This window comes from Flavobacterium sp. Leaf359, assembly GCF_001423985.1.
Lineage (GTDB): Bacteria > Bacteroidota > Bacteroidia > Flavobacteriales > Flavobacteriaceae > Flavobacterium > Flavobacterium lindanitolerans.
Window position 1 is genome coordinate 27,794 of record NZ_LMPW01000012.1, and the last position, 18,950, is coordinate 46,743.

At 38.2% G+C, this 18,950-nt stretch carries 18 protein-coding genes; 10 read left to right on the forward strand and 8 right to left on the reverse strand.

Translation table 11 applies throughout. The features are described 5' to 3' along the window. Window positions 1-113 precede the first annotated feature (113 nt). Window positions 114-998, forward strand: a complete 885-nt coding sequence (era, locus tag ASG38_RS08460) for a GTPase Era (RefSeq protein ID WP_056069153.1) — start codon at window positions 114-116, stop codon at window positions 996-998. On the opposite strand, the gene ASG38_RS08465 is transcribed toward era, so the two are convergent. Further along, the gene (locus tag ASG38_RS08465) at window positions 999-1,493 is read right to left on the reverse strand and encodes a hypothetical protein (RefSeq protein WP_056069156.1); all 495 of its coding nucleotides are present in this window, start codon (window positions 1,491-1,493) and stop codon (window positions 999-1,001) included. A 162-nt stretch (window positions 1,494-1,655) separates the two neighbouring features. Here ASG38_RS08465 and der point away from each other — a divergent pair, with 162 nt between their 5' ends. From der to ASG38_RS08480, 3 genes are all read left to right on the forward strand, one after another. Next, the gene (gene der / locus ASG38_RS08470) at window positions 1,656-2,966 is read left to right on the forward strand and encodes a ribosome biogenesis GTPase Der (RefSeq protein ID WP_056069159.1); all 1,311 of its coding nucleotides are present in this window, start codon (window positions 1,656-1,658) and stop codon (window positions 2,964-2,966) included. Window positions 2,967-3,172: 206 nt separating this feature from the next. Next, entirely contained in the window at window positions 3,173-5,962 is a 2,790-nt protein-coding gene (locus tag ASG38_RS08475; protein ID WP_056069162.1) for an outer membrane beta-barrel protein, read from the forward strand. Window positions 5,963-6,027: 65 nt separating this feature from the next. Then, complete coding sequence (locus ASG38_RS08480; protein ID WP_056069165.1) at window positions 6,028-7,479, forward strand: glycoside hydrolase family 30 beta sandwich domain-containing protein; 1,452 nt, start codon at window positions 6,028-6,030, stop codon at window positions 7,477-7,479. Window positions 7,480-7,631: 152 nt separating this feature from the next. Here ASG38_RS08480 and ASG38_RS08485 read toward each other — a convergent pair whose 3' ends face one another. From ASG38_RS08485 to ASG38_RS08505, 5 genes are read right to left on the reverse strand one after another with little or no spacing between them, the layout of a single operon-like run. Continuing rightward, a complete protein-coding gene (locus tag ASG38_RS08485) occupies window positions 7,632-8,435 on the reverse strand; it encodes a YgcG family protein (RefSeq protein WP_157486120.1) in 804 nt (267 codons plus the stop codon). Next, on the reverse strand, window positions 8,435-8,872 hold the full coding sequence (locus ASG38_RS08490; protein WP_056069170.1) for a TPM domain-containing protein: 438 nt from the start codon (window positions 8,870-8,872) through the stop codon (window positions 8,435-8,437). Before ASG38_RS08490 ends, ASG38_RS08485 begins: the two co-directional genes overlap by 1 nt. A 3-nt stretch (window positions 8,873-8,875) precedes the next feature. Continuing rightward, on the reverse strand, window positions 8,876-9,466 hold the full coding sequence (locus ASG38_RS08495) for a LemA family protein (protein ID WP_056069174.1): 591 nt from the start codon (window positions 9,464-9,466) through the stop codon (window positions 8,876-8,878). A 57-nt stretch (window positions 9,467-9,523) separates the two neighbouring features. Next, window positions 9,524-9,856: a MerR family transcriptional regulator gene (locus ASG38_RS08500; RefSeq protein WP_056069177.1), complete on the reverse strand. Its 333-nt coding sequence runs from the start codon at window positions 9,854-9,856 to the stop codon at window positions 9,524-9,526. Continuing rightward, the gene (locus ASG38_RS08505) at window positions 9,856-10,833 is read right to left on the reverse strand and encodes a M23 family metallopeptidase (protein ID WP_056069180.1); all 978 of its coding nucleotides are present in this window, start codon (window positions 10,831-10,833) and stop codon (window positions 9,856-9,858) included. Before ASG38_RS08505 ends, ASG38_RS08500 begins: the two co-directional genes overlap by 1 nt. A gap of 196 nt (window positions 10,834-11,029) precedes the next feature. On the opposite strand from ASG38_RS08505, the gene alaS reads away from it, so the two are divergent. Then, window positions 11,030-13,666 carry an alanine--tRNA ligase gene (gene alaS / locus ASG38_RS08510; RefSeq protein WP_056069183.1) on the forward strand — a complete coding sequence of 879 codons (2,637 nt, stop codon included), beginning with the start codon at window positions 11,030-11,032 and terminating at the stop codon, window positions 13,664-13,666. 67 nt (window positions 13,667-13,733) lie between these two features. On the opposite strand, the gene ASG38_RS08515 is transcribed toward alaS, so the two are convergent. Both ASG38_RS08515 and ASG38_RS08520 read right to left on the reverse strand, forming a co-directional pair. Further along, a complete protein-coding gene (locus ASG38_RS08515; RefSeq protein WP_056069186.1) occupies window positions 13,734-14,150 on the reverse strand; it encodes a VOC family protein in 417 nt (138 codons plus the stop codon). A gap of 28 nt (window positions 14,151-14,178) precedes the next feature. Then, a complete protein-coding gene (locus ASG38_RS08520; RefSeq protein ID WP_056069189.1) occupies window positions 14,179-14,601 on the reverse strand; it encodes an SRPBCC family protein in 423 nt (140 codons plus the stop codon). A gap of 374 nt (window positions 14,602-14,975) precedes the next feature. Here ASG38_RS08520 and ASG38_RS08525 point away from each other — a divergent pair, with 374 nt between their 5' ends. The 5 genes from ASG38_RS08525 (at window position 14,976) to ASG38_RS08545 (ending at window position 18,943) form a co-directional block, all read left to right on the forward strand. Then, window positions 14,976-15,203 (forward strand): microviridin/marinostatin family tricyclic proteinase inhibitor, encoded by a 228-nt coding sequence (locus tag ASG38_RS08525; protein WP_082482215.1) that lies wholly within the window; start codon window positions 14,976-14,978, stop codon window positions 15,201-15,203. 102 nt (window positions 15,204-15,305) lie between these two features. Continuing rightward, on the forward strand, window positions 15,306-16,280 hold the full coding sequence (locus ASG38_RS08530) for an MvdC/MvdD family ATP grasp protein (RefSeq protein WP_157486123.1): 975 nt from the start codon (window positions 15,306-15,308) through the stop codon (window positions 16,278-16,280). 38 nt (window positions 16,281-16,318) lie between these two features. Continuing rightward, complete coding sequence (locus ASG38_RS08535) at window positions 16,319-17,320, forward strand: MvdC/MvdD family ATP grasp protein (protein WP_056069198.1); 1,002 nt, start codon at window positions 16,319-16,321, stop codon at window positions 17,318-17,320. Between the two features lie 94 nt (window positions 17,321-17,414). Next, window positions 17,415-18,359, forward strand: coding sequence for a GSCFA domain-containing protein (locus ASG38_RS08540; RefSeq protein WP_056069201.1), 945 nt, complete (start codon window positions 17,415-17,417; stop codon window positions 18,357-18,359). Between the two features lie 104 nt (window positions 18,360-18,463). After that, complete coding sequence (locus ASG38_RS08545) at window positions 18,464-18,943, forward strand: YbjN domain-containing protein (RefSeq protein ID WP_056069204.1); 480 nt, start codon at window positions 18,464-18,466, stop codon at window positions 18,941-18,943. The last annotated feature ends 7 nt before the right edge of the window (window positions 18,944-18,950 follow it).

An 18,950-nucleotide genomic window follows, 5' to 3' on the forward strand; every position in this document is an offset into this window, starting at 1 on the left:
TTCGGGTGCAAATTTACAACGATTATCTTAAATAACAAGCTTTTTTATGAAAAATGTTTTATTTCCTGTATTGGGGTGATATGACTACCTTTGCAGCATAAATTATTTTTGAGATGTCACATAAAGCAGGTTTTGTAAATATTATTGGAAATCCGAACGTAGGTAAATCTACATTGATGAATGCATTTGTAGGCGAGCGCCTGTCAATCATTACATCAAAAGCGCAAACCACACGTCATAGGATTTTGGGAATTGTGAATGGGGAAGATTTTCAGGTTGTACTTTCAGATACACCGGGAATCATCAAACCTGCCTATGAACTGCAATCGTCCATGATGGATTTCGTCAAATCGGCTTTTGAAGATGCAGACGTATTAATCTATATGGTTGAGGTGGGAGAAAAAGAACTGAAAGATGAAGCCTTTTTCAATAAGATTATTCATGCCAAGATTCCCGTATTGCTGCTTTTAAACAAAATAGACAAATCAAACCAGGAACAATTGGAAGAGCAGATGGCACTTTGGAAAGAAAAAGTTCCGAATGCTGAACTGTATCCGATTTCTGCCCTGGAAAATTTCAACGTAAAAGAAGTATTTGCCAGAATCATAGAACTTTTACCGGAATCGCCGCCATTTTATCCTAAAGATGCCTTGACAGACAAACCGGAACGTTTTTTTGTCAATGAGATTATCCGTGAAAAAATTCTGATGAACTACGAAAAAGAAATTCCTTATTCTGTAGAAATCGAAACGGAAGAGTTTTTAGAAGATGAAGACATCATCCGTATCCGTTCTGTTATCATGGTAGAACGCGACACCCAAAAAGGAATTATCATCGGTCACAAAGGATTGGCACTAAAAAAAGTGGGCGTTCAGTCACGTGAAGACCTGGAGAAATTCTTCGGAAAGCAAATTCATATCGAGCTTTTTGTAAAAGTAAACAAAGATTGGAGAAGCAATGCTTACCAATTGAGAAGATTTGGCTATAACAACAAATAATCAGGCAATAATCCTGTGGGCTAATGAAAAGAGTTCGCGCATTTGGGCGGCTCCTTTCTTTCTGTGGATCCGGGCTACAAAATACAATAGCAGCCAGATAATAGAAAGAACAGACATCATAAAGAGGTCAAAACTGTTAGATTGCGAAAGCGTCCATTTGGAATAGGCAATTATTCCGAAAACGATAAACAGTCCGCCTACAATAAAATGCATTGCCAGAAAAATAAACCATAAGATTGGGTCAGGGCCAAAAATTCCTTTCACATAAGTTCTGCCGTCTTCATAAGAATCTAGTTCAATGTGTAGCGAAGGCGACCAGAACTCTCTTCGGAACATTCCAACCCCTAGCCAGATGTGGTTTCCGGCATTTCGAAACTTAAAATCTTCCGATGCAAAAGTTTTAATTTTTTCATACGTAGACTTTATCTCGCCAATTGTCTTAGGCGAAAACTGCTCGAATTTGGGACGAAGTTGTATGTTTTTATCAAGTTCCATAATAATTCCTATAACAGCAAAACGATTATTTTTATTTTGCTGAAAATGCTAAATTGTCGTTAAAGATTTAAGGTTAGAAATGGCACGAAACGATAAGGCCTGAACTTTCCGCTTTTTACTTGAAACAAAAACCGTACCTTTGCAAAATATTTTAAAAACAGTATGAACAATATCGTTGCCATTGTTGGAAGGCCAAATGTAGGAAAGTCAACACTTTTTAATAGGTTGATTCAAAGAAGAGAAGCTATCGTGGATTCAGTTTCGGGTGTGACCCGTGACAGGAATTACGGCAAAAGTGAATGGAATGGAAAGGAATTTTCGGTAATTGATACCGGTGGTTATGTTCGTGGTTCAGATGACGTTTTTGAAGGCGAAATCAGAAAACAGGTAGAACTGGCTATTGATGAAGCTGATGTTATCATCTTTGTCGTTGACGTAGAAGAGGGCATCACGCCAATGGACGAAGCCGTTGCAAAATTATTGCGTAAAGTCACCAAACCGGTTTTATTGGCGGTGAATAAGGTTGACAATGCCATGCGTGAAAAAGACGCGGTCGAGTTCTATAACTTAGGTTTGGGAGATTACTACACATTTGCCAGTATTTCCGGAAGCGGAACAGGGGAGTTATTAGATGCCCTGATTGAAGCTTTCCCTGAAAAGCCGGAACCTACAAAAGAAGAATTGGAATTGCCTCGTTTTGCAGTGGTAGGACGTCCAAATGCGGGTAAATCCAGTTTTATCAATGCACTGATTGGAAAAGAAAGATATATTGTAACCGATATTGCGGGAACTACCCGTGATGCTATTGATACCAAATTCGACCGTTTTGGTTTTGAATTTAACCTTGTCGATACGGCTGGAATCCGTCGTAAGGCAAAAGTAAAAGAAGACCTTGAGTTTTATTCTGTCATGCGTTCGGTTCGTGCGATAGAGCATGCAGACGTATGTATTCTTATAATTGATGCAACCAGAGGCTTTGAAGGTCAGGACCAGAATATTTTCTGGCTGGCAGAAAAAAACAGAAAAGGAATCGTTATTCTGGTTAACAAATGGGATTTGGTTGAAAAAGATACCATGACAACCAAAGAATACGAAGCTAAAATCCGCAAGGAATTGATGCCTTTTACTGACGTGCCAATCATTTTTACTTCGGCCTTAACCAAGCAGCGTTTGCTAAAGGCTTTGGAAGAAACGGTAAAAGTATTCGAGAACAGAAAGCAGCGAATTGCTACGTCGAAATTTAACGACCACATGCTCAAGATTATCGAAAACTATCCTCCGCCGGCTTTAAAAGGGAAATATGTGAAAATCAAATTCTGCATGCAGTTGCCAACACCAACGCCGCAGTTTGTGTTTTTTGCCAACTTGCCACAGTATGTAAAAGAACCGTATAAGCGTTTTCTCGAAAACAAAATCCGTGAAAACTGGGACTTTTCCGGAGTTCCGATTGATATTTACATCAGAGAAAAATAATATTTCATATAAAGAGAAGAAAGGGATTGCTTTCGCAATCCCTTTTTATTAAGTAATGGTACTATAAACTTTTTTTTGTTATAGCCGCGTTTTTTCGTTTTTTTAATGATTTGTTAAAAATTCTGTAAGAAATTATTTCTTTCCATAATAAAAGTTGTAATTCGCAGTTTTATTTTCTTACAAACTATAACTAAAAGTACATTTTAATGCTAAGAACCCTCCTCCCAGTTCTCTTCGTCCTTTTATCGTGCGCAGCGTTTGGACAAAATTCATTTACCATTAAAGGAAAAGCAGTCAGTAAAGAGGTAAATCTGCCTCTGGAATCAGCTACCATCTACATTACAGCAGCAAAAGATTCAACTGTTATTGATTACACCATTTCGAATAAAAACGGAAACTTTTCCATTTCGGTTAAGAAATTAAACCAGCCATTCATTGTAAAAGTAGCGTCATTGGGATATCAGACCTGGGAAAAAGAATTTCCTAAATTGACGTCAGATATAGACATGGGAGAAATTTTTATTTCGGATGCAGTTACAACTTTAGGAGAAGTAGAGATTGTAAGCGAAGCACCGCCTATCCGAATCAAAAATGATACACTCGAATTCAATGCATCTTCTTTTAAAGTGCGTCCTGATTCTAACGTCGAGGCACTACTGAAGCAATTGCCGGGCGTTGAAATAGACAAAGACGGAAAGATAAAGGTAAACGGAAAGGAAGTCAATGAGATTCTTGTCAATGGGAAATCATTTTTCGGGAAAGATGGGAAGGTAGCCATAAAGAACCTGCCTTCTGAAATCGTAGATAAGATTCAGGTTTCAGATACAAAAACAAAAGAAGAAAAACTCTCTGGCGATGCGGCAAGTTCCGATAATAAAAGTATTAATATCACCATACAGGAAGATAAGAATAAAGGATTGTTTGGGAAATTTACAGGAGGATACGGTACAGACAAGCGGTATGAATCCAGCGGTCTGGTAAATTATTTCAAGGACAAGCAAAAAATAAGTATTCTCGCCTCATCCAACAATATCAATTCTGTAGGGTTTTCTATGGATGAGATTTTCGATGCCATGGGTGGAGGACGGAATTTTTATAGTAACAGTAACGGTTCTTTTGGTATAGACGGCATGAACTTTGGCGGAAATGAAGGGATTACGCAGTCGAGCATGATTGGGCTTAACTTTGCAGACGAATGGTTCAAAAAACTGGAGCCTAACGGAAGTTATTTTTATACCAATTCCAAAACGGACAATGATACGCGTAGCCGTACCGAAAACTTCCTGACATCCGAAAACGGTACCAACAGTTCTTTTATCACGGAATCGTCAGGGACGACAAGAAGAACAAGCGATGGGCATAATTTTAATCTGGAACTTGAATATAAGATTAACCCGTCGTTGACATTATCGGTTCGTCCAAGTTTGGTAAAAAACAATTCGGAGTCGAAAAACTTTTCAGAACAGTCCTCTACAAATGATTTAGGATTGGTAAACGAAAGTACCAATTCATCAAAATCAAATAATGCTTCCTCCACTTTTGGAAATGAGTTATACCTTCATAAAAAATTCAAGAGAAAAGGAAGGAATTTTGGTTTCACTTTTAATAACACAAATAAGAGTAACGATAAAGACAATATAACAAACTCTGAAACCTATTTCTTCCAGGACCCGGACAGGACAGAAGATATTCGTCGCCAAAGAGTGTATGATGATGAAAAAGACAATACATATTATACACGAATTGGATATTCAGAACCCATAACCGATTCGTTGAGTATAACAATCAGAGGATCGTATGAATGGAAAGATTATGACAATACTAAATCAACATTCAATCAAAATGCATCGTCAGGACAGTATTCGGAATTTAATAACCTGCTCTCGTATGGTCTCATGTCAAAAACAAGGACATTTAATCCTGGGGCTTCCTTTAATGTGAGAAAAAGTAAGTATTCAGGAGGCATGACTCTGGGTACAAAAGTTATCCGTATGGAAAATACCTCGCAGTATGACGGTACTACCACTCATGTGGATAAAAATTATGTATACCCGTCAGCAAATGCCTGGTTTAATTACAGGCTGTCAAAGTCAAAATCGTTTTATATGTATTATAATTTCGATGTGCAATTGCCAACAGCAGCACAAATACTTCCTGTGGCTGACCTGACCAATCCTTTATTTCAGATTTCTGGAAATCCGGACCTGAATCCTACAAAAAACCATAGCCTTCACCTGAACTATAATAATTATGATTATGCCTCTAAGTCCGGGTTTTACTTATATGCAGGGTTTAATTATTACGAACAGCAGATTGTTTTTTCAAGAGTTTTTAATCCGGTTGACTTAATCAACAGAGCTGATTATCAAAACATCAACGATACCTATAATAGCTATGGCGGAGCAAGCTGGAGCAAGTCTATAAAAAGGGAACAGCATACTTTTAGATTTGATATAGGAGCAAATGCCAACTATAACCTAAATAAAGGATTGACCAATAATGCATTATATGAAGCAAGAGGGTTGGGTTTGAGTCCTCAAGTCAGAATAGCATGGGACTACGGAGAACTGCTAACCATAGAACCATCTTATACTTATACATGGAATAAGACCAACTATGAAAATTATTCAGTGAGTAGTTCGTCTAATTTTACGCATAATTTTAAAATACAGACAACAAGCCATTGGCCAAAGCATTTTGTTTTCGGAAACGATTTTGGATATACTTACAATTCTAATATTTCTGACGGCTATAAAAAGGATTTCTACCTTTTGAATACAAGTTTAGGGTATAATTTTATGGAAGATAAACTGTTACTTAAAGTCAAGGTATATGACGTGCTGAACCAAAACCAGAGTGCCGTAAGATACATCAATCCGGAATCTATTGAAGATATCCAGAACACGGTATTGAAAAGATATGCTATGTTTTCACTCACATATAAGATTGAAAAATTTGGCGGAAAGAAAAAAGAAGGGAATAGTTTTAGCTTTTAAGAGCATTCATTTTAAGAAGATTTAATATTCTATTTGGTAAATTAGCAGACCAAATTAAATATTCAATGAAAAAAAATGTAGTAAGCGCATTGTTAGTAATGGCTTGTTTTGCCGGATTCGCTCAGGATTCTAAAAACAAGCCATTTGTAGCAAGCGGAAAAAAAATCAAGGTATTCACCACGGCAGAGAATACCAGTTTAAGACTCAGCCCAACTTCGGGTTCTGAGTTCAGGCCGGCAAAACAACCTTTGGAAAACGAAGTTTCGGTTTTCGTAAACCCGGATAAGCAATTCCAAACCTTCATGGGAATAGGCGGAGCCATTACGGATGCAAGTGCCGAAGTTTTTGCCAAACTTTCAAAACAACAGCAAAAAGAATTTCTGGATGCGTATTACAGCAGGGAAAAAGGAATAGGCTATTCTTTAATCCGAACCACCATCCATAGCTCTGATTTTAGTAGTGAGAGTTATACTTATGTCAATGAAAATGATAAGGAACTAAAATCCTTTTCAATCGACCACGACAAAAAATACAGAATCCCGCTTATCAAAGATGCAATGAAAACGGCTGGCAAAGAAATGACTTTGTATGCAAGCCCGTGGAGTCCTCCTGCGTTTATGAAGGACACTAAAAGCATACTGAAAGGTGGAAAATTAGCTCCTGAATTTTACCAGCCTTGGGCGAATTATTATGTGAAATTCATCCAGGCCTATGAAAAAGAAGGTATTCCAATTTGGGGAATCACGGTACAAAACGAACCGATGGCAACCCAAACGTGGGAGTCCTGTATTTTTACTGCCGAAGAAGAAAGAGATTTCCTGAAAAAATACTTAGGTCCTACTATGCAAAAGAACGGGCTGGAAAACAAAAAAATAGTAGTATGGGATCATAACAGAGACCTGATGGTGCAACGTGCCAATACAATCTATTCTGACCCTGAAGCTTCAAAATATGCCTGGGGAATGGGTTTCCATTGGTATGAAACCTGGAATGGCGGAAAACCGATGTTTGATAATGTAAAATTGGTAGCCGATTCTTTTCCTGACAAGAAACTGATGTTTACGGAAGGCTGTATCGAGGCATTTAATCCGGCACGTTATCAGTTTTGGGCAAATGCAGAACGCTACGGAATCAACATGATTAACGATTTCAATAACGGAACCGTTGCCTGGACAGATTGGAACATTCTTCTCGATGAAAAAGGCGGGCCAAACCACGTGTCTAACTTCTGTTTTGCACCAATTCACGGAGATTTAACGGCAGGTAAGTTAATTTACACGCCATCGTATTATTACATAGGACATTTTTCAAAGTTTATCCGTCCGGAAGCTAAAAGAGTGAGCACGGCAGCCAGCAGAAGCCAATTGCTAAGCACAACATTCCTGAATACAAACGGAGAAATGGTAACCGTAGTGATGAACCAATCGGATGGTGAAATAAAATACAAGCTGTTTGTAGGTAATTCAGAATCGGAAGTCACAATTCCTGCGCACGCGATTCAGACTTTAGTCTACTAAAATCGTGCTTAGCGCCTTTGTGTCTTTGCGAGAAATAGTTCACATAGAAAGGGTGTAAAGATTGAAAGACGCTAAGGCGAAAGGCAGACTTTCAAAACGATATCAATAAAAAAGGAAAAACTGCTATTTAGGAGTCTTTCCTTTTTTATTGATTACCATCCGCCAGAAGCGCCGCCGCCGCCAAAACCGCCGCCGCCGCCGAAACCTCCGAAACCACCAGAACCTCCACCTCCAAAGCCTCCGAAACCACCGCTGCCAGAATTTCTTCCTAAGCTGCTTAAAATGATTATGTCGGCTAAATCTGGACCGGAAAATCTTCCTGAGCCACCTCCTCGATTACCTCTGTTTTTTGAAATTATAATCAAGATTATTATGAAAATAATAATGAAAACAATTAATCCTCCATTTGAAGATTCTCCTGCTTTTTTATTATTTTTATATTCACCGCTCATAATTTGCATTATAGCGGTTGTTCCTTTGTCTATGCCAGCATAAAAATTATTTTGTCTAAATTCAGGGGTTATTACTTCATCAATAACCCTTCTTGACAAGGCATCTGTCATTAGATGCTCGGTTCCATAACCAGTAGAAATATTTATTTTTTTATCATCTTTTGCAATTAGAAGGATAATACCATTATCTTTTCCTTTTTGTCCGATTTGCCATTTATGACCTAAATCTGTTGCGTATCTGGCAATGTCTTCACCATGAGTTGTTTTGACGATAATAATCAACACTTCCGTTGAAGTGGAATCTGAATAATTTTTAAGTTTTTGATAGATTTGATTAGTTTCGTTTTGTGTCAAGGTCTTGGTGTTGTCCAAGTCCATTATTGGATGAATAAAATTAGGCTTTTTAGGTATCTCAAAACTTTGGGCGAACCCTTGAAAACTAAAAAGTAAGATTGCGGTAAATAAGAAAAAACGAATATTTTTGATGTAAAAAAAATTTATCATTATCCTCTAGATATTTCGTTAGATAATTCGTTTGTATCGTCATTTTCAAAAGGGAAAAACTTTTGTAATCGTTCGCCGGCTTTTAAAATTCCGGCTACTAATCCCTCTTTAAATCTTTTTTCTTTAAACAAGTCAATCACAGTATCTTTTGTACAGTCCCAAAAATCATTTTCAACAACTTTGTTAATTCCTTCATCTCCAATAATAGCAAATGTATGGTCAGAAACTCCTACATAAAACAATACGCCATTCCTATGGGTTGTATTGTTCATTTCCAAAATATGAAAAACCTCCTGAGCTCTTTCGAGCGGAGGTTTTTCAGTATGATTTTCAATGTGGACTCTTATCTCTCCAGAAGTGTTTTTTTCAGCCTGTGAAATAGCTTTGATAATTTCTTGTTCTTCCTCTTGGGTAAGAAAATATTCTGTCATTGACATGATTTATTTTTTAAAGTCAAATTGTACTTTTGGAGTTTTTTCTGCTCCTGCGTCTGCTTTAAATCGCGACATTTCGTTGAAGCCAAAAAGTTTTGCGAAAATAACGGTTGGGAATTTCTTCATCTTAATGTCATATATATTAACAGCATCGTTGTAACGATCTCTTTCAACATTAATACGATTTTCTGTTCCTTCAATTTGAGATTGTAAATCTCTAAAGTTTTGAGTAGCTTTTAGGTCTGGATATCTTTCTACAGATACCAATAGTTTACTGAAAGCGCCCATAACTCCATTTTGAGCTTCTTGAAATTGAGCTAATTGTTCTGGAGTAGCTTTGGATGGGTCGATGTTAATGCTGGTGGCTTTAGCACGAGCTTCGGTTACTTCAGTTAATGTTGATTTTTCGAAATCTGCGGCACCTTGCACGGTGTTGACAAGGTTTTGAATCAAATCGTTTCTTCTTTGATATGAACTCTCAACCTTCGACCAAGCTGTTTTTGCATCGGCTTCAACACCAACTAAACCGTTATACGAACTTACAGACCAAATAACAAGGATGAGTAAAATACCACCTATAATTAACCATTTTTTCATTTTGCTTTTGTTTTTAGAGTTTATTATTTATTGATTTGTTTTCTTTTTAAGCGTATGCTATAATTCATTTTTAATGCTTGTCAGCTGGGCTTTTATGGATTCAAGCTTGCTGATGATTTCAAATTTATCCAAAGTCTTTTTCTGGCCTTCCTTTAAATGCGTTTTGGCACCTTCAAGGGTAAAGCCTCGTTCTTTGACCAGATGATAAATTAACTGGAGATTTTTTACGTCTTCGGGCGTAAACATACGGTTGCCTTTCGCATTCTTTTTAGGTTTCAGGATATCGAATTCCTTGTCCCAAAATCGGATGAGCGAAGCATTCACGTCAAAAGCTTTGGCTAGTTCGCCAATGCTGTAATATCTTTTATCCGGCGATAAGTCTAAATGCATTAATCTAAAGATTGGTTTTCCTGGTTAGCTAATTTTGATATGGCCGCAAACTCTGCTGCCGAAATATTTCCGTAATAATAATTCAATGGGTTTACGACTTCTCCGTTTTTATGGACTTCATAATGCAGGTGTGGTGCCTCGGAACGCCCTGTACTTCCTACATAGCCAATCACATCACCCCGTTTTACTCTTTGCCCGGCTCTTACTTTATATTTGCTTAAATGCCCATACAATGTTTCATATCCAAATCCGTGCCGAATTACGATATGGTTTCCATAACCGGATGCCGTGTTGTCTGCCCGTTCTACTACACCGTCACCGGTTGCATAAATAGGAGTTCCGGTTTTGGCAGAAAAGTCCATTCCTGCGTGGAATTTCCTGATTTTGGTAAACGGGTCGCTACGGTAACCGAATCCGGATGCCATCTGCTTCAATTGCTCATTTTTGACTGGCTGAATGGCAGGAATTGCTGTCAGTAGTTTTTCTTTTTCTTTTGCCAGCTTTAGGATTTCGTCTAAAGATTTGGATTGGATAACCAATTCTTTGGATATAATATCCACGCGTTTTGTCGTACTGACAACCAGTTCGGAATTGTTATAGCCTTCCAGTGCCTTGTATCGGTTCACGCCGCCAAAACCCGCCTTTCGCTGTTCTTCAGGAATAGGTGAGGAGTTGAAGTAAACACGATACAAATTATTGTCACGTTCCGCAACGTTTTCCAAAACTTCATCAATCTGGTCCATTTTTTTGTTCAGGATAGCATAATTGATTTTCATGTTTTCAATCTCACGAGCCTGAAGTCTGTCCTTGGGAGTTTCAAAGAACGGTGTATTGATTAATATCACGAAGCATAAAAATCCGAACAATGCCGAAGCTAATAAAAATAAGGCGATTACGCCTAGTTTTTGTCCTTTTTTGGGTTTGATTTTCCGGTAAGCTAAATTTTCGGTATCGTAATAATATTTTACCTTCTTCATATTTTAAAATATGCTATTTTTGCAGCTTTATTAGCGGTAAACTAATTAGTTTTAAAAGTTTACTGATAACAACAATTGATTATTATTTTCAATTGTATAAATGTTATACGAACAAATTTAAAAAATGTTTCATAGGTTCGTCTTATTATTTTTAGAATAAAGAAATTTACTCCAAGACCATAAACTAATATTTCAGATGAAATCACAGGATATCAGAAAGCAATTTTTACAATTTTTTGAGGAGCGTGGGCATTTAATTGTGCCTTCAGCGCCTATCGTTTTAAAAGACGACCCAACCTTGATGTTTAATAATTCTGGGATGGCCCAGTTCAAGGAATATTTTTTGGGTAACGCCACGCCAAAAAGTAAAAGAATTGCCGATACCCAAAAATGCCTTCGCGTTTCCGGTAAACATAACGATTTGGAAGATGTAGGTTTTGATACCTACCACCACACCATGTTTGAAATGTTGGGGAACTGGAGTTTTGGCGATTATTTCAAAAAAGAAGCGATTAATTGGGCCTGGCAACTGCTGACAGAAGTCTACAAAATTCCAAAAGAAAACCTGTACGTTTCTGTTTTTGAAGGTAATCCGGCTGAAAATGTACCGTTTGACCAGGAAGCCTGGGACATCTGGAAAACGTTGGTTGATGAAGACCGTATTATACTTGGAAATAAAAAAGACAATTTCTGGGAAATGGGAGAACAGGGACCATGCGGGCCGTGTTCAGAAATCCATGTCGATTTGCGCAGTGAAGAAGAAAAGGCAAAGGTTTCCGGAAAGAGCCTGGTCAATAACGACCATCCGCAGGTTGTAGAAATCTGGAATAACGTTTTTATGGAATTCAACCGTAAGGCTGATGGTTCTCTTGAAAAACTACCGGCTAAGCATGTGGATACCGGTATGGGATTTGAGCGCTTGTGCATGGCTTTGCAAGGCGTACAGTCCAATTATGACACAGATGTATTTACACCGCTCATTCGAGAAGTTGAATCCATCACCGGGAAAAAATATACTTCAAACGAGGTTAAAGATATAAGCGAAGAACAGAATAAAACCAATATTGCAATTCGCGTTGTTGTAGACCACGTTCGTGCCGTAGCTTTTGCTATCGCAGACGGTCAGTTGCCTTCCAACACAGGTGCGGGTTATGTTATCAGAAGGATTTTGCGTCGCGCTATCCGTTACGGATTTACTTTCCTGAATACGAAAGAACCGTTTATTTATAAATTGGTTGCTGTTTTGGCAAACCAGATGGGAGAGTTTTTTCCGGAAATCAAAACACAGCAGAATCTGGTTACCAATGTAATCAAGGAAGAAGAAGCTTCTTTCTTGCGAACACTGGACCAGGGATTGCAGCTGCTTGAAAATGTTGTCAAAGAAACAAAAGGGAATGAGGTTTCGGGAGCAAAAGCTTTTGAACTGTATGACACTTTTGGTTTCCCAAAAGATTTGACCGCATTGATTCTGAAAGAAAAAGGAATGTCCTATAACGAAAAAGAATTTGATACCGAATTGCAAAAACAGAAAGACCGTTCCCGTGCCGCATCAGAAACTTCAACAGACGACTGGACTGTTTTGGTGGAAGGAAACATTGAAACTTTTGTAGGATATGATGAGGTAGAAAAAGAAGTAAGAATAACACGATATAGAAAAGTAGATTCTAAAAAAGACGGTAAGCTGTACCAGATTGTTTTAGATGCTACGCCATTTTATCCGGAAGGCGGAGGTCAGGTAGGTGACAAAGGAACATTGTTCACGCCAAACCAGGCCATCGAGATTATCGATACCAAAAAAGAAAACAACCTGATATTGCATTTTGCAAAAGAATTGCCTGAAAATCCGCAAGGAAAATTCATGGCATTGGTCAATACCAAACTGCGAAGCGAATCGGCAAGCAATCACTCGGCTACGCACTTGTTGCACCAAGCCCTGAGACATGTTTTAGGAACACACGTAGAGCAAAAAGGTTCGTTGGTAGCGCCTAACCATCTTCGTTTTGACTTTTCTCATTTTGCAAAAGTAACCGACGAAGAATTGAAGGAAGTAGAAACTTTTGTAAATGCAAAAATCCAGGAACAGCTTCCGTTGATTGAAAGAAGAAATATTCCGTTCAAACAGGCAATCGAAGAAGGTGCTATGGCATTATTCGGAGAAAAATACGGCGATACGGTACGTGCCATAAAATTTGGCGACAGTATGGAACTTTGCGGAGGAATCCACGTTGGCAATACGGCAGACATCTGGTATTTTAAAATTGTAAGTGAAGGAGCGGTGGCTGCCGGAATACGACGTATTGAAGCCATCACAAATGAAGGTGCAAAAGAGTTTTTTGCTTCTCAGGAAAATGCATTGAAAGAAATAAAAGAAGCTTTGAAAAATCCACAGGATTCATTAAAAGCGGTTGTTTCTTTACAGGAGGAAAATGCCAAATTGAAAAAACAGGTGGAGGCTTTGCTGAAAGAAAAAGCAAAAAATCTAAAAGGCGAATTGGTTTCAGAAATCGAGGAAATCAATGGCCTGAAATTTTTAGCTAAACAAGTTGACCTGAATCCGGAAGGAGCGAAAGACCTGGCTTATGAATTGGGTAGTCTTGGTACTAATCTTTTCCTGGTTTTGGCTACAGCCGAAGAAGGAAAGCCAATGCTGACATGTTATATTTCTAAAGAATTGGTAGCAGAAAGAAACCTGAATGCCGGACAAGTTGTTCGTGAACTTGGAAAATACATCCAAGGTGGTGGCGGTGGTCAGCCTTTCTTTGCAACAGCAGGAGGAAAAAATACAGACGGAATCAGAGAAGCGCTTGAAAAAGCAAAAGATTTTATAAAGTAACAAATTTTAAAAATTCATAAAAAAACCACAACAGTATGTTGTGGTTTTTTGTTTTTAAGAGGAATTATTATTGTTGTGGCATTTTGCTGAAATCCATAAAAAGAACGTTCCAGCGGTGGCCATCCGGGTCACTGAATCCGCAGCCATACATCCAACCGTCTTTTTCACCCGGTTGGGCATAAAGTACTGCTCCGGCGGCCACGGCTTTGTTAGCCAGTTCATCAACCTCATTAGGAGATTGTGCATCGATTGAAAACAGGGTTTCGGTACCTTTTGCCGTGTCTGCAATTTCGTTGCCGCTAAAGCTCTTAAAAAGCGCCTCAGGGAAGAAATTAACCACTACATTCTTGTCTCCCACAAAAAACGAAGCCATTGTAGGGTTTTCGCTAAATTGTGAATTTTCCCTAAAGTCAATTGCTTTAAAGAAAGCTCTGGTTTTGCCAAGGTCTTTTGCCGGAAGATTTATCCAAAATTCTTTTGCCATAACTGTTGTTTTTTAGTTGTGTAATGATTTACAGTGTCTCTGTATATTTTTTGAAATTATCCATGATGGCTTGCCATCCTGCTTTTTGGAATTCGATAGGGTGCGTATTTTCAGGGTCGAAAGTTTCCGTTACTTTTACGGTATCACCGGAATCTTCGAAACTAACACTTACGCGACGACCATCACCCATTACATATTCTATTTTTTTATGATTCTCGACCTGGGTGTATTCGCCTTCGAAATCAAATGCCATACTGCCGTCTTTAGCCGCCATCTTTGTTCTGAATTTTCCTCCGATTCTCAAATCGTTTTCTGCTTCAGGAGCGTGCCAATCTTCAGATGCAAAACTCCAGTTCATGGTGTGTTGTGGTTCTGTAAAGCTTTGCCATACTTTGGAAATAGGTGCTTTTACAGTAGTTTCTACGGTAATTGTTTGGTTTGAATTGTTCATTGTTTGTTTTTTTAAAATGATTGATTTTGTTTTTGCCTTTTACAAAGGTAGACTGAAGCTATGGAAGTGAGAGGTTGTAAATTAGACAATGTTGAGGGCGAAACAGGACAGCTGTCATATCGGTTTTCAATATCGGAAACAATTTCAGGAAAATACAATAGGCACAGATCTGATTTTTCAAACAATTTTTTTTTCTGCTAAAGCCAGTCAAATAAAGGCGTGTGAGCGATTTCTTACCTGTGTTGTATTCGCTGAATGCGAACTAATGATGTTAAAATTTTGATTTTCAATACTATAAATTAAGATTGTTTGGGTTATTTTCCTATCTTAGGACTGAAAAAGAAAAACATAGTATTAATCCCAAATTTATTATCATGGAAAATGACAAAAAATTGAAAAAGCCTTTCTTTGCCAACTTTTTGGAAAGCCAGGTTCCTGAAAAGGAAATGGAACAAATTAATGGTGGAACTGATGCAGTAACTATGAAATTCCCATCAGATGGTGAAGATGGCCCGGGCCAGGTAATCACAAGCAGAGTCAAAGATCTTTATCAGACGATGAAATATCCGTCTGATAGTGATGAAGAAGGAGTCGAGCTTTAAGATTTGATGAAAGCAACAGTGTTTCTGTATGTAAATACTGTTGCTTTTTTTTGCTCAAGAGGGATATGCTTGGGCTTTTTTTATTTAAATAATTCCTAATTAATGATACTTTGTCTGACGCACAGCAATGATCTCTATACGATAGATATAGTGATGAAAAGGCTGAAAGAACTGGGTAAGGAGGCCTATAGAATGAATAGTGACCTTTTTTCGTCCAAACTATCTTTTGATTATTCGCTTTCCGATAATAAGAATACTGTCCAAATCCAAATTGATGACCGTGTCATTGATGCCAATGCAGTGGAAGCTGTTTGGTACCGAAAACTTTGGCAGGCAGAAGCTCCTGACGAACTCGATGATGATTTTAAAGAAATCTATCTTCAGGAATATTACACCATGCAAAATATCTTTTTTGAATCGCTACGTGATGTTCCCTGGTTTAATCCAATGGCAAAAGACCATGAAATAAGTAATAACAAGTTCGGACAATTATCTGTTGCCGCACAAAATGGCATTGAGATACCCAAAAGTCTTTTTACAAACAATCAGGAACAGGTAAAAGCGTTTTTCTATGAGGAATGCAACAAACAGATGATAGCCAAGCTTCATGGTACGCTTTCCCGAAGTATGTTGGGTAATACACCTTTTTTCCCTACTACACAGATAACAGAACCTAATCTGGCAGGCCTTGCTACTCTGATTTACTGTCCCATGATTTTTCAGGAAATGATTCCGAAGGCCTATGAACTCCGCATAATTTATGTTGATGGCGAATTTTTTGCCGGAAAAATAAATGCCGGACAGTCAGAACGCGGCAAAACAGACTGGCGTATTGCAACCGATATTTATTTTAAATGGGAATCTTATAAACTTCCAGACCCGGTTGCAACTTCGCTTTCAAAAATGATGGAACAGATGGGACTCTTTTTTGGCGCTATTGACATGATTCGCCATCAGGACGGGCGCTATATTTTTCTGGAGGTAAATCCTCAGGGTGAATGGGGAATGCTGCAAAGAGATTTAAGCTATCCTATTGGGGAAACCATAGCCGAAAAATTAGTCGCGAGGTTAGAGTAGCGGTTCCTTTCCCTAATCAATTAAACTCCCAAAATTCTATGAAAAAAGTACTGATAATTACACATACCCATGATAACGAATCTATAGAAACTGTTTCGCAACAGCTAAAAAAATATAATGCCCGGGCCATACGTTTTAATGTCGATTTATATCCGCTGCATTACGGATTGACAAGTTGTTTTGAAGACGGGCAATGGAAAGTCTATCTTGACCACAACGGTGAAAGGGAGTCTCTACACGACATTGCAGCTTTGTGGTACAGGCGTAGCCATAATCTGGGAAGCGGCTTGAGCAGCGTCTTGGAAGGGGAATATTTGTCTTCTGCGCACGGAGAAATAAGAACCACGCTTTTTGGAATGCTGGAAAGTATGAATTGTTTCCAGATAGGCAAATTCAGCCAATACAGGAGGTTGGACAGCAAAGAAGAACAGATGAAAATTGCTTCTTCACTTGGATTGAAAATTCCGGAAACCTGCATAACGAACAATCCGGACGAAGCTAAAAAATTTGTACTCTCACATCCCAAAGGAGCAATTACAAAAATGCAAAGCTCTTTTGCCATTGACAGAGGAGGAGTGGAACATGTTGTATTTACCAATGTCATAACCGAAGACAATCTGGATGCGATTGACAGCTTGCAATATTGTCCGATGCAGTTCCAGGAAAAACTGGAAAAACAGAAAGAGTTACGAATAACCATTGTGGGTGATGCTGTTTTTTCCTTTGCGGTTGATTCCCAAAAGTTGGACAATGCTAAAATTGATTGGCGTCGTGAAGGTGTTGAACTGCTGGACCAGTGGGAACCTTATGACTTGCCGGAACCCATAAAACAAAAATTATTGAAAATGATGGATATCTACCAGATTAACTATGGTGCCGTAGATATTATTGTTACTCCTGAAAACGAACATTATTTCCTTGAAATTAATTCGGCAGGAGAATTTTTCTGGCTCGACCGACTTATTGATGGTGCAATTTCAAACCAGATTGCCAAAGTTTTGTCAGGCGAAGCACCCAGACGTTACATCCCAGTACTCTAAAAACTTAATCCCGGCCTTATCAAGGCCGGCTTTTTTTAACTACCCACTATCAACTACCCACAGTTCCCTATCTTTGCAACTAAAATTATAACAAATGCAATTCGCTACGCCTGTACCAATACCCAAAAGCTCTCATTCAATCGATTATGCTTCGAAAGTTGTTTCATTGGGTTCCTGCTTTGCCGAAAACATGGGAAACAAGCTGAATTATTTTAAATTTCAGAATACGACCAATCCTTTCGGAATCTTATTTCATCCGTTGGCGTTACAGAAAATAATACACAAAGCGGTCCGACAGGAACTGTTCTCAGAAAAAGATGTTTTTTATCATAACGAAAGATGGCATTCATTTGACGTACATTCTGAGTTGAGCCTTGCAGACAAGACAACGTTTTTGGAGAACCTTAATTCTGGTATAGGGAATTTTCACAATGCTTTACTGGAAAGTTCGCATGTTATAATCACTTTAGGAACCTCCTGGGTTTATCGGAAAATTGAAACAGATGCCATCGTAGCAAATTGTCATAAAGTGCCTCAGGCGGCGTTTAAAAAAGAATTACTTTCTGTAGTACAGATTAAAGAAAGCCTTTTAGAAATTATCGGAACCATTTCGACTTTCAATCCGAAAACAAAATTGATTTTTACAGTTTCTCCTGTGCGTCACATCAAAGATGGTTTTGTGGAAAACCAATGGAGCAAAGCCAATCTAATTTCGAGCCTTCAAGAGGTAGTCCATGCTACAGAAAGCACCTATTTTCCAAGCTATGAAATTATGATGGACGAATTACGCGATTACCGCTTTTATGCAGAAGACATGATTCATCCCGGTTCATTGGCAATAGATTACATCTGGAAACGGTTTGCAGAAACCTGGATATCGGAAGATGCTTCTTCAATAATGCAGGAAATAGACAGTATTCAGAAGGGACTGAGCCACAGGTCGTTTAATCCGCAATCAGAACAGCACCAAAAGTTTTTAGAAAACCTTCAGAATAAGATATTGGTTTTGAAATCGAAGTACCCTTTTATGGATTTTTGAGACTGTAATAGGTTCATTTTTATAAGAATACGGCAGATGCCGTATTTTTTTTTGCCCGGAATAAAGAGAATTTTGGAATGTTAAAACCTAAAAAATAATTTATTATGAAACCAACAACTTTACTTTCAAAAATGGCTATCGTTTTCCTTTTCTTTCTCGGAACGACAGCCTTCTCCCAAAATTTAGTTCCGGCAGAAAATCTGACTCCGGCACTTTTAAAACAAACATTTGAAAATGCGTATATCAAGGTTCTGGAAACTCAGGATGGCTTTATTAAGGTGCAGGATACGTATGATGTCTTTATTGATATCGACCCTTCAAAAAGATATGTTTGTTTTAGCAGTTCTTATTCTTTAGTGGCCGGAACTTCTTCAAAAGATGCCCTGGAATTGATGAATCTGCTAAATACAGACATTATTCTGGTAAAGAGCTATTATATCGAAAAAAACAATTCAATTAACTACATCGCCTATTTCTGGACAGAAAGAGGATTTAGTCCGCAGTCAATGGTTAGTGCCTTTAAGATGTATGTTTCGGCCTTGACGCTTTCACTTCAAAAAGACACCAAGAAGATTATAAAATAAAAGCTAT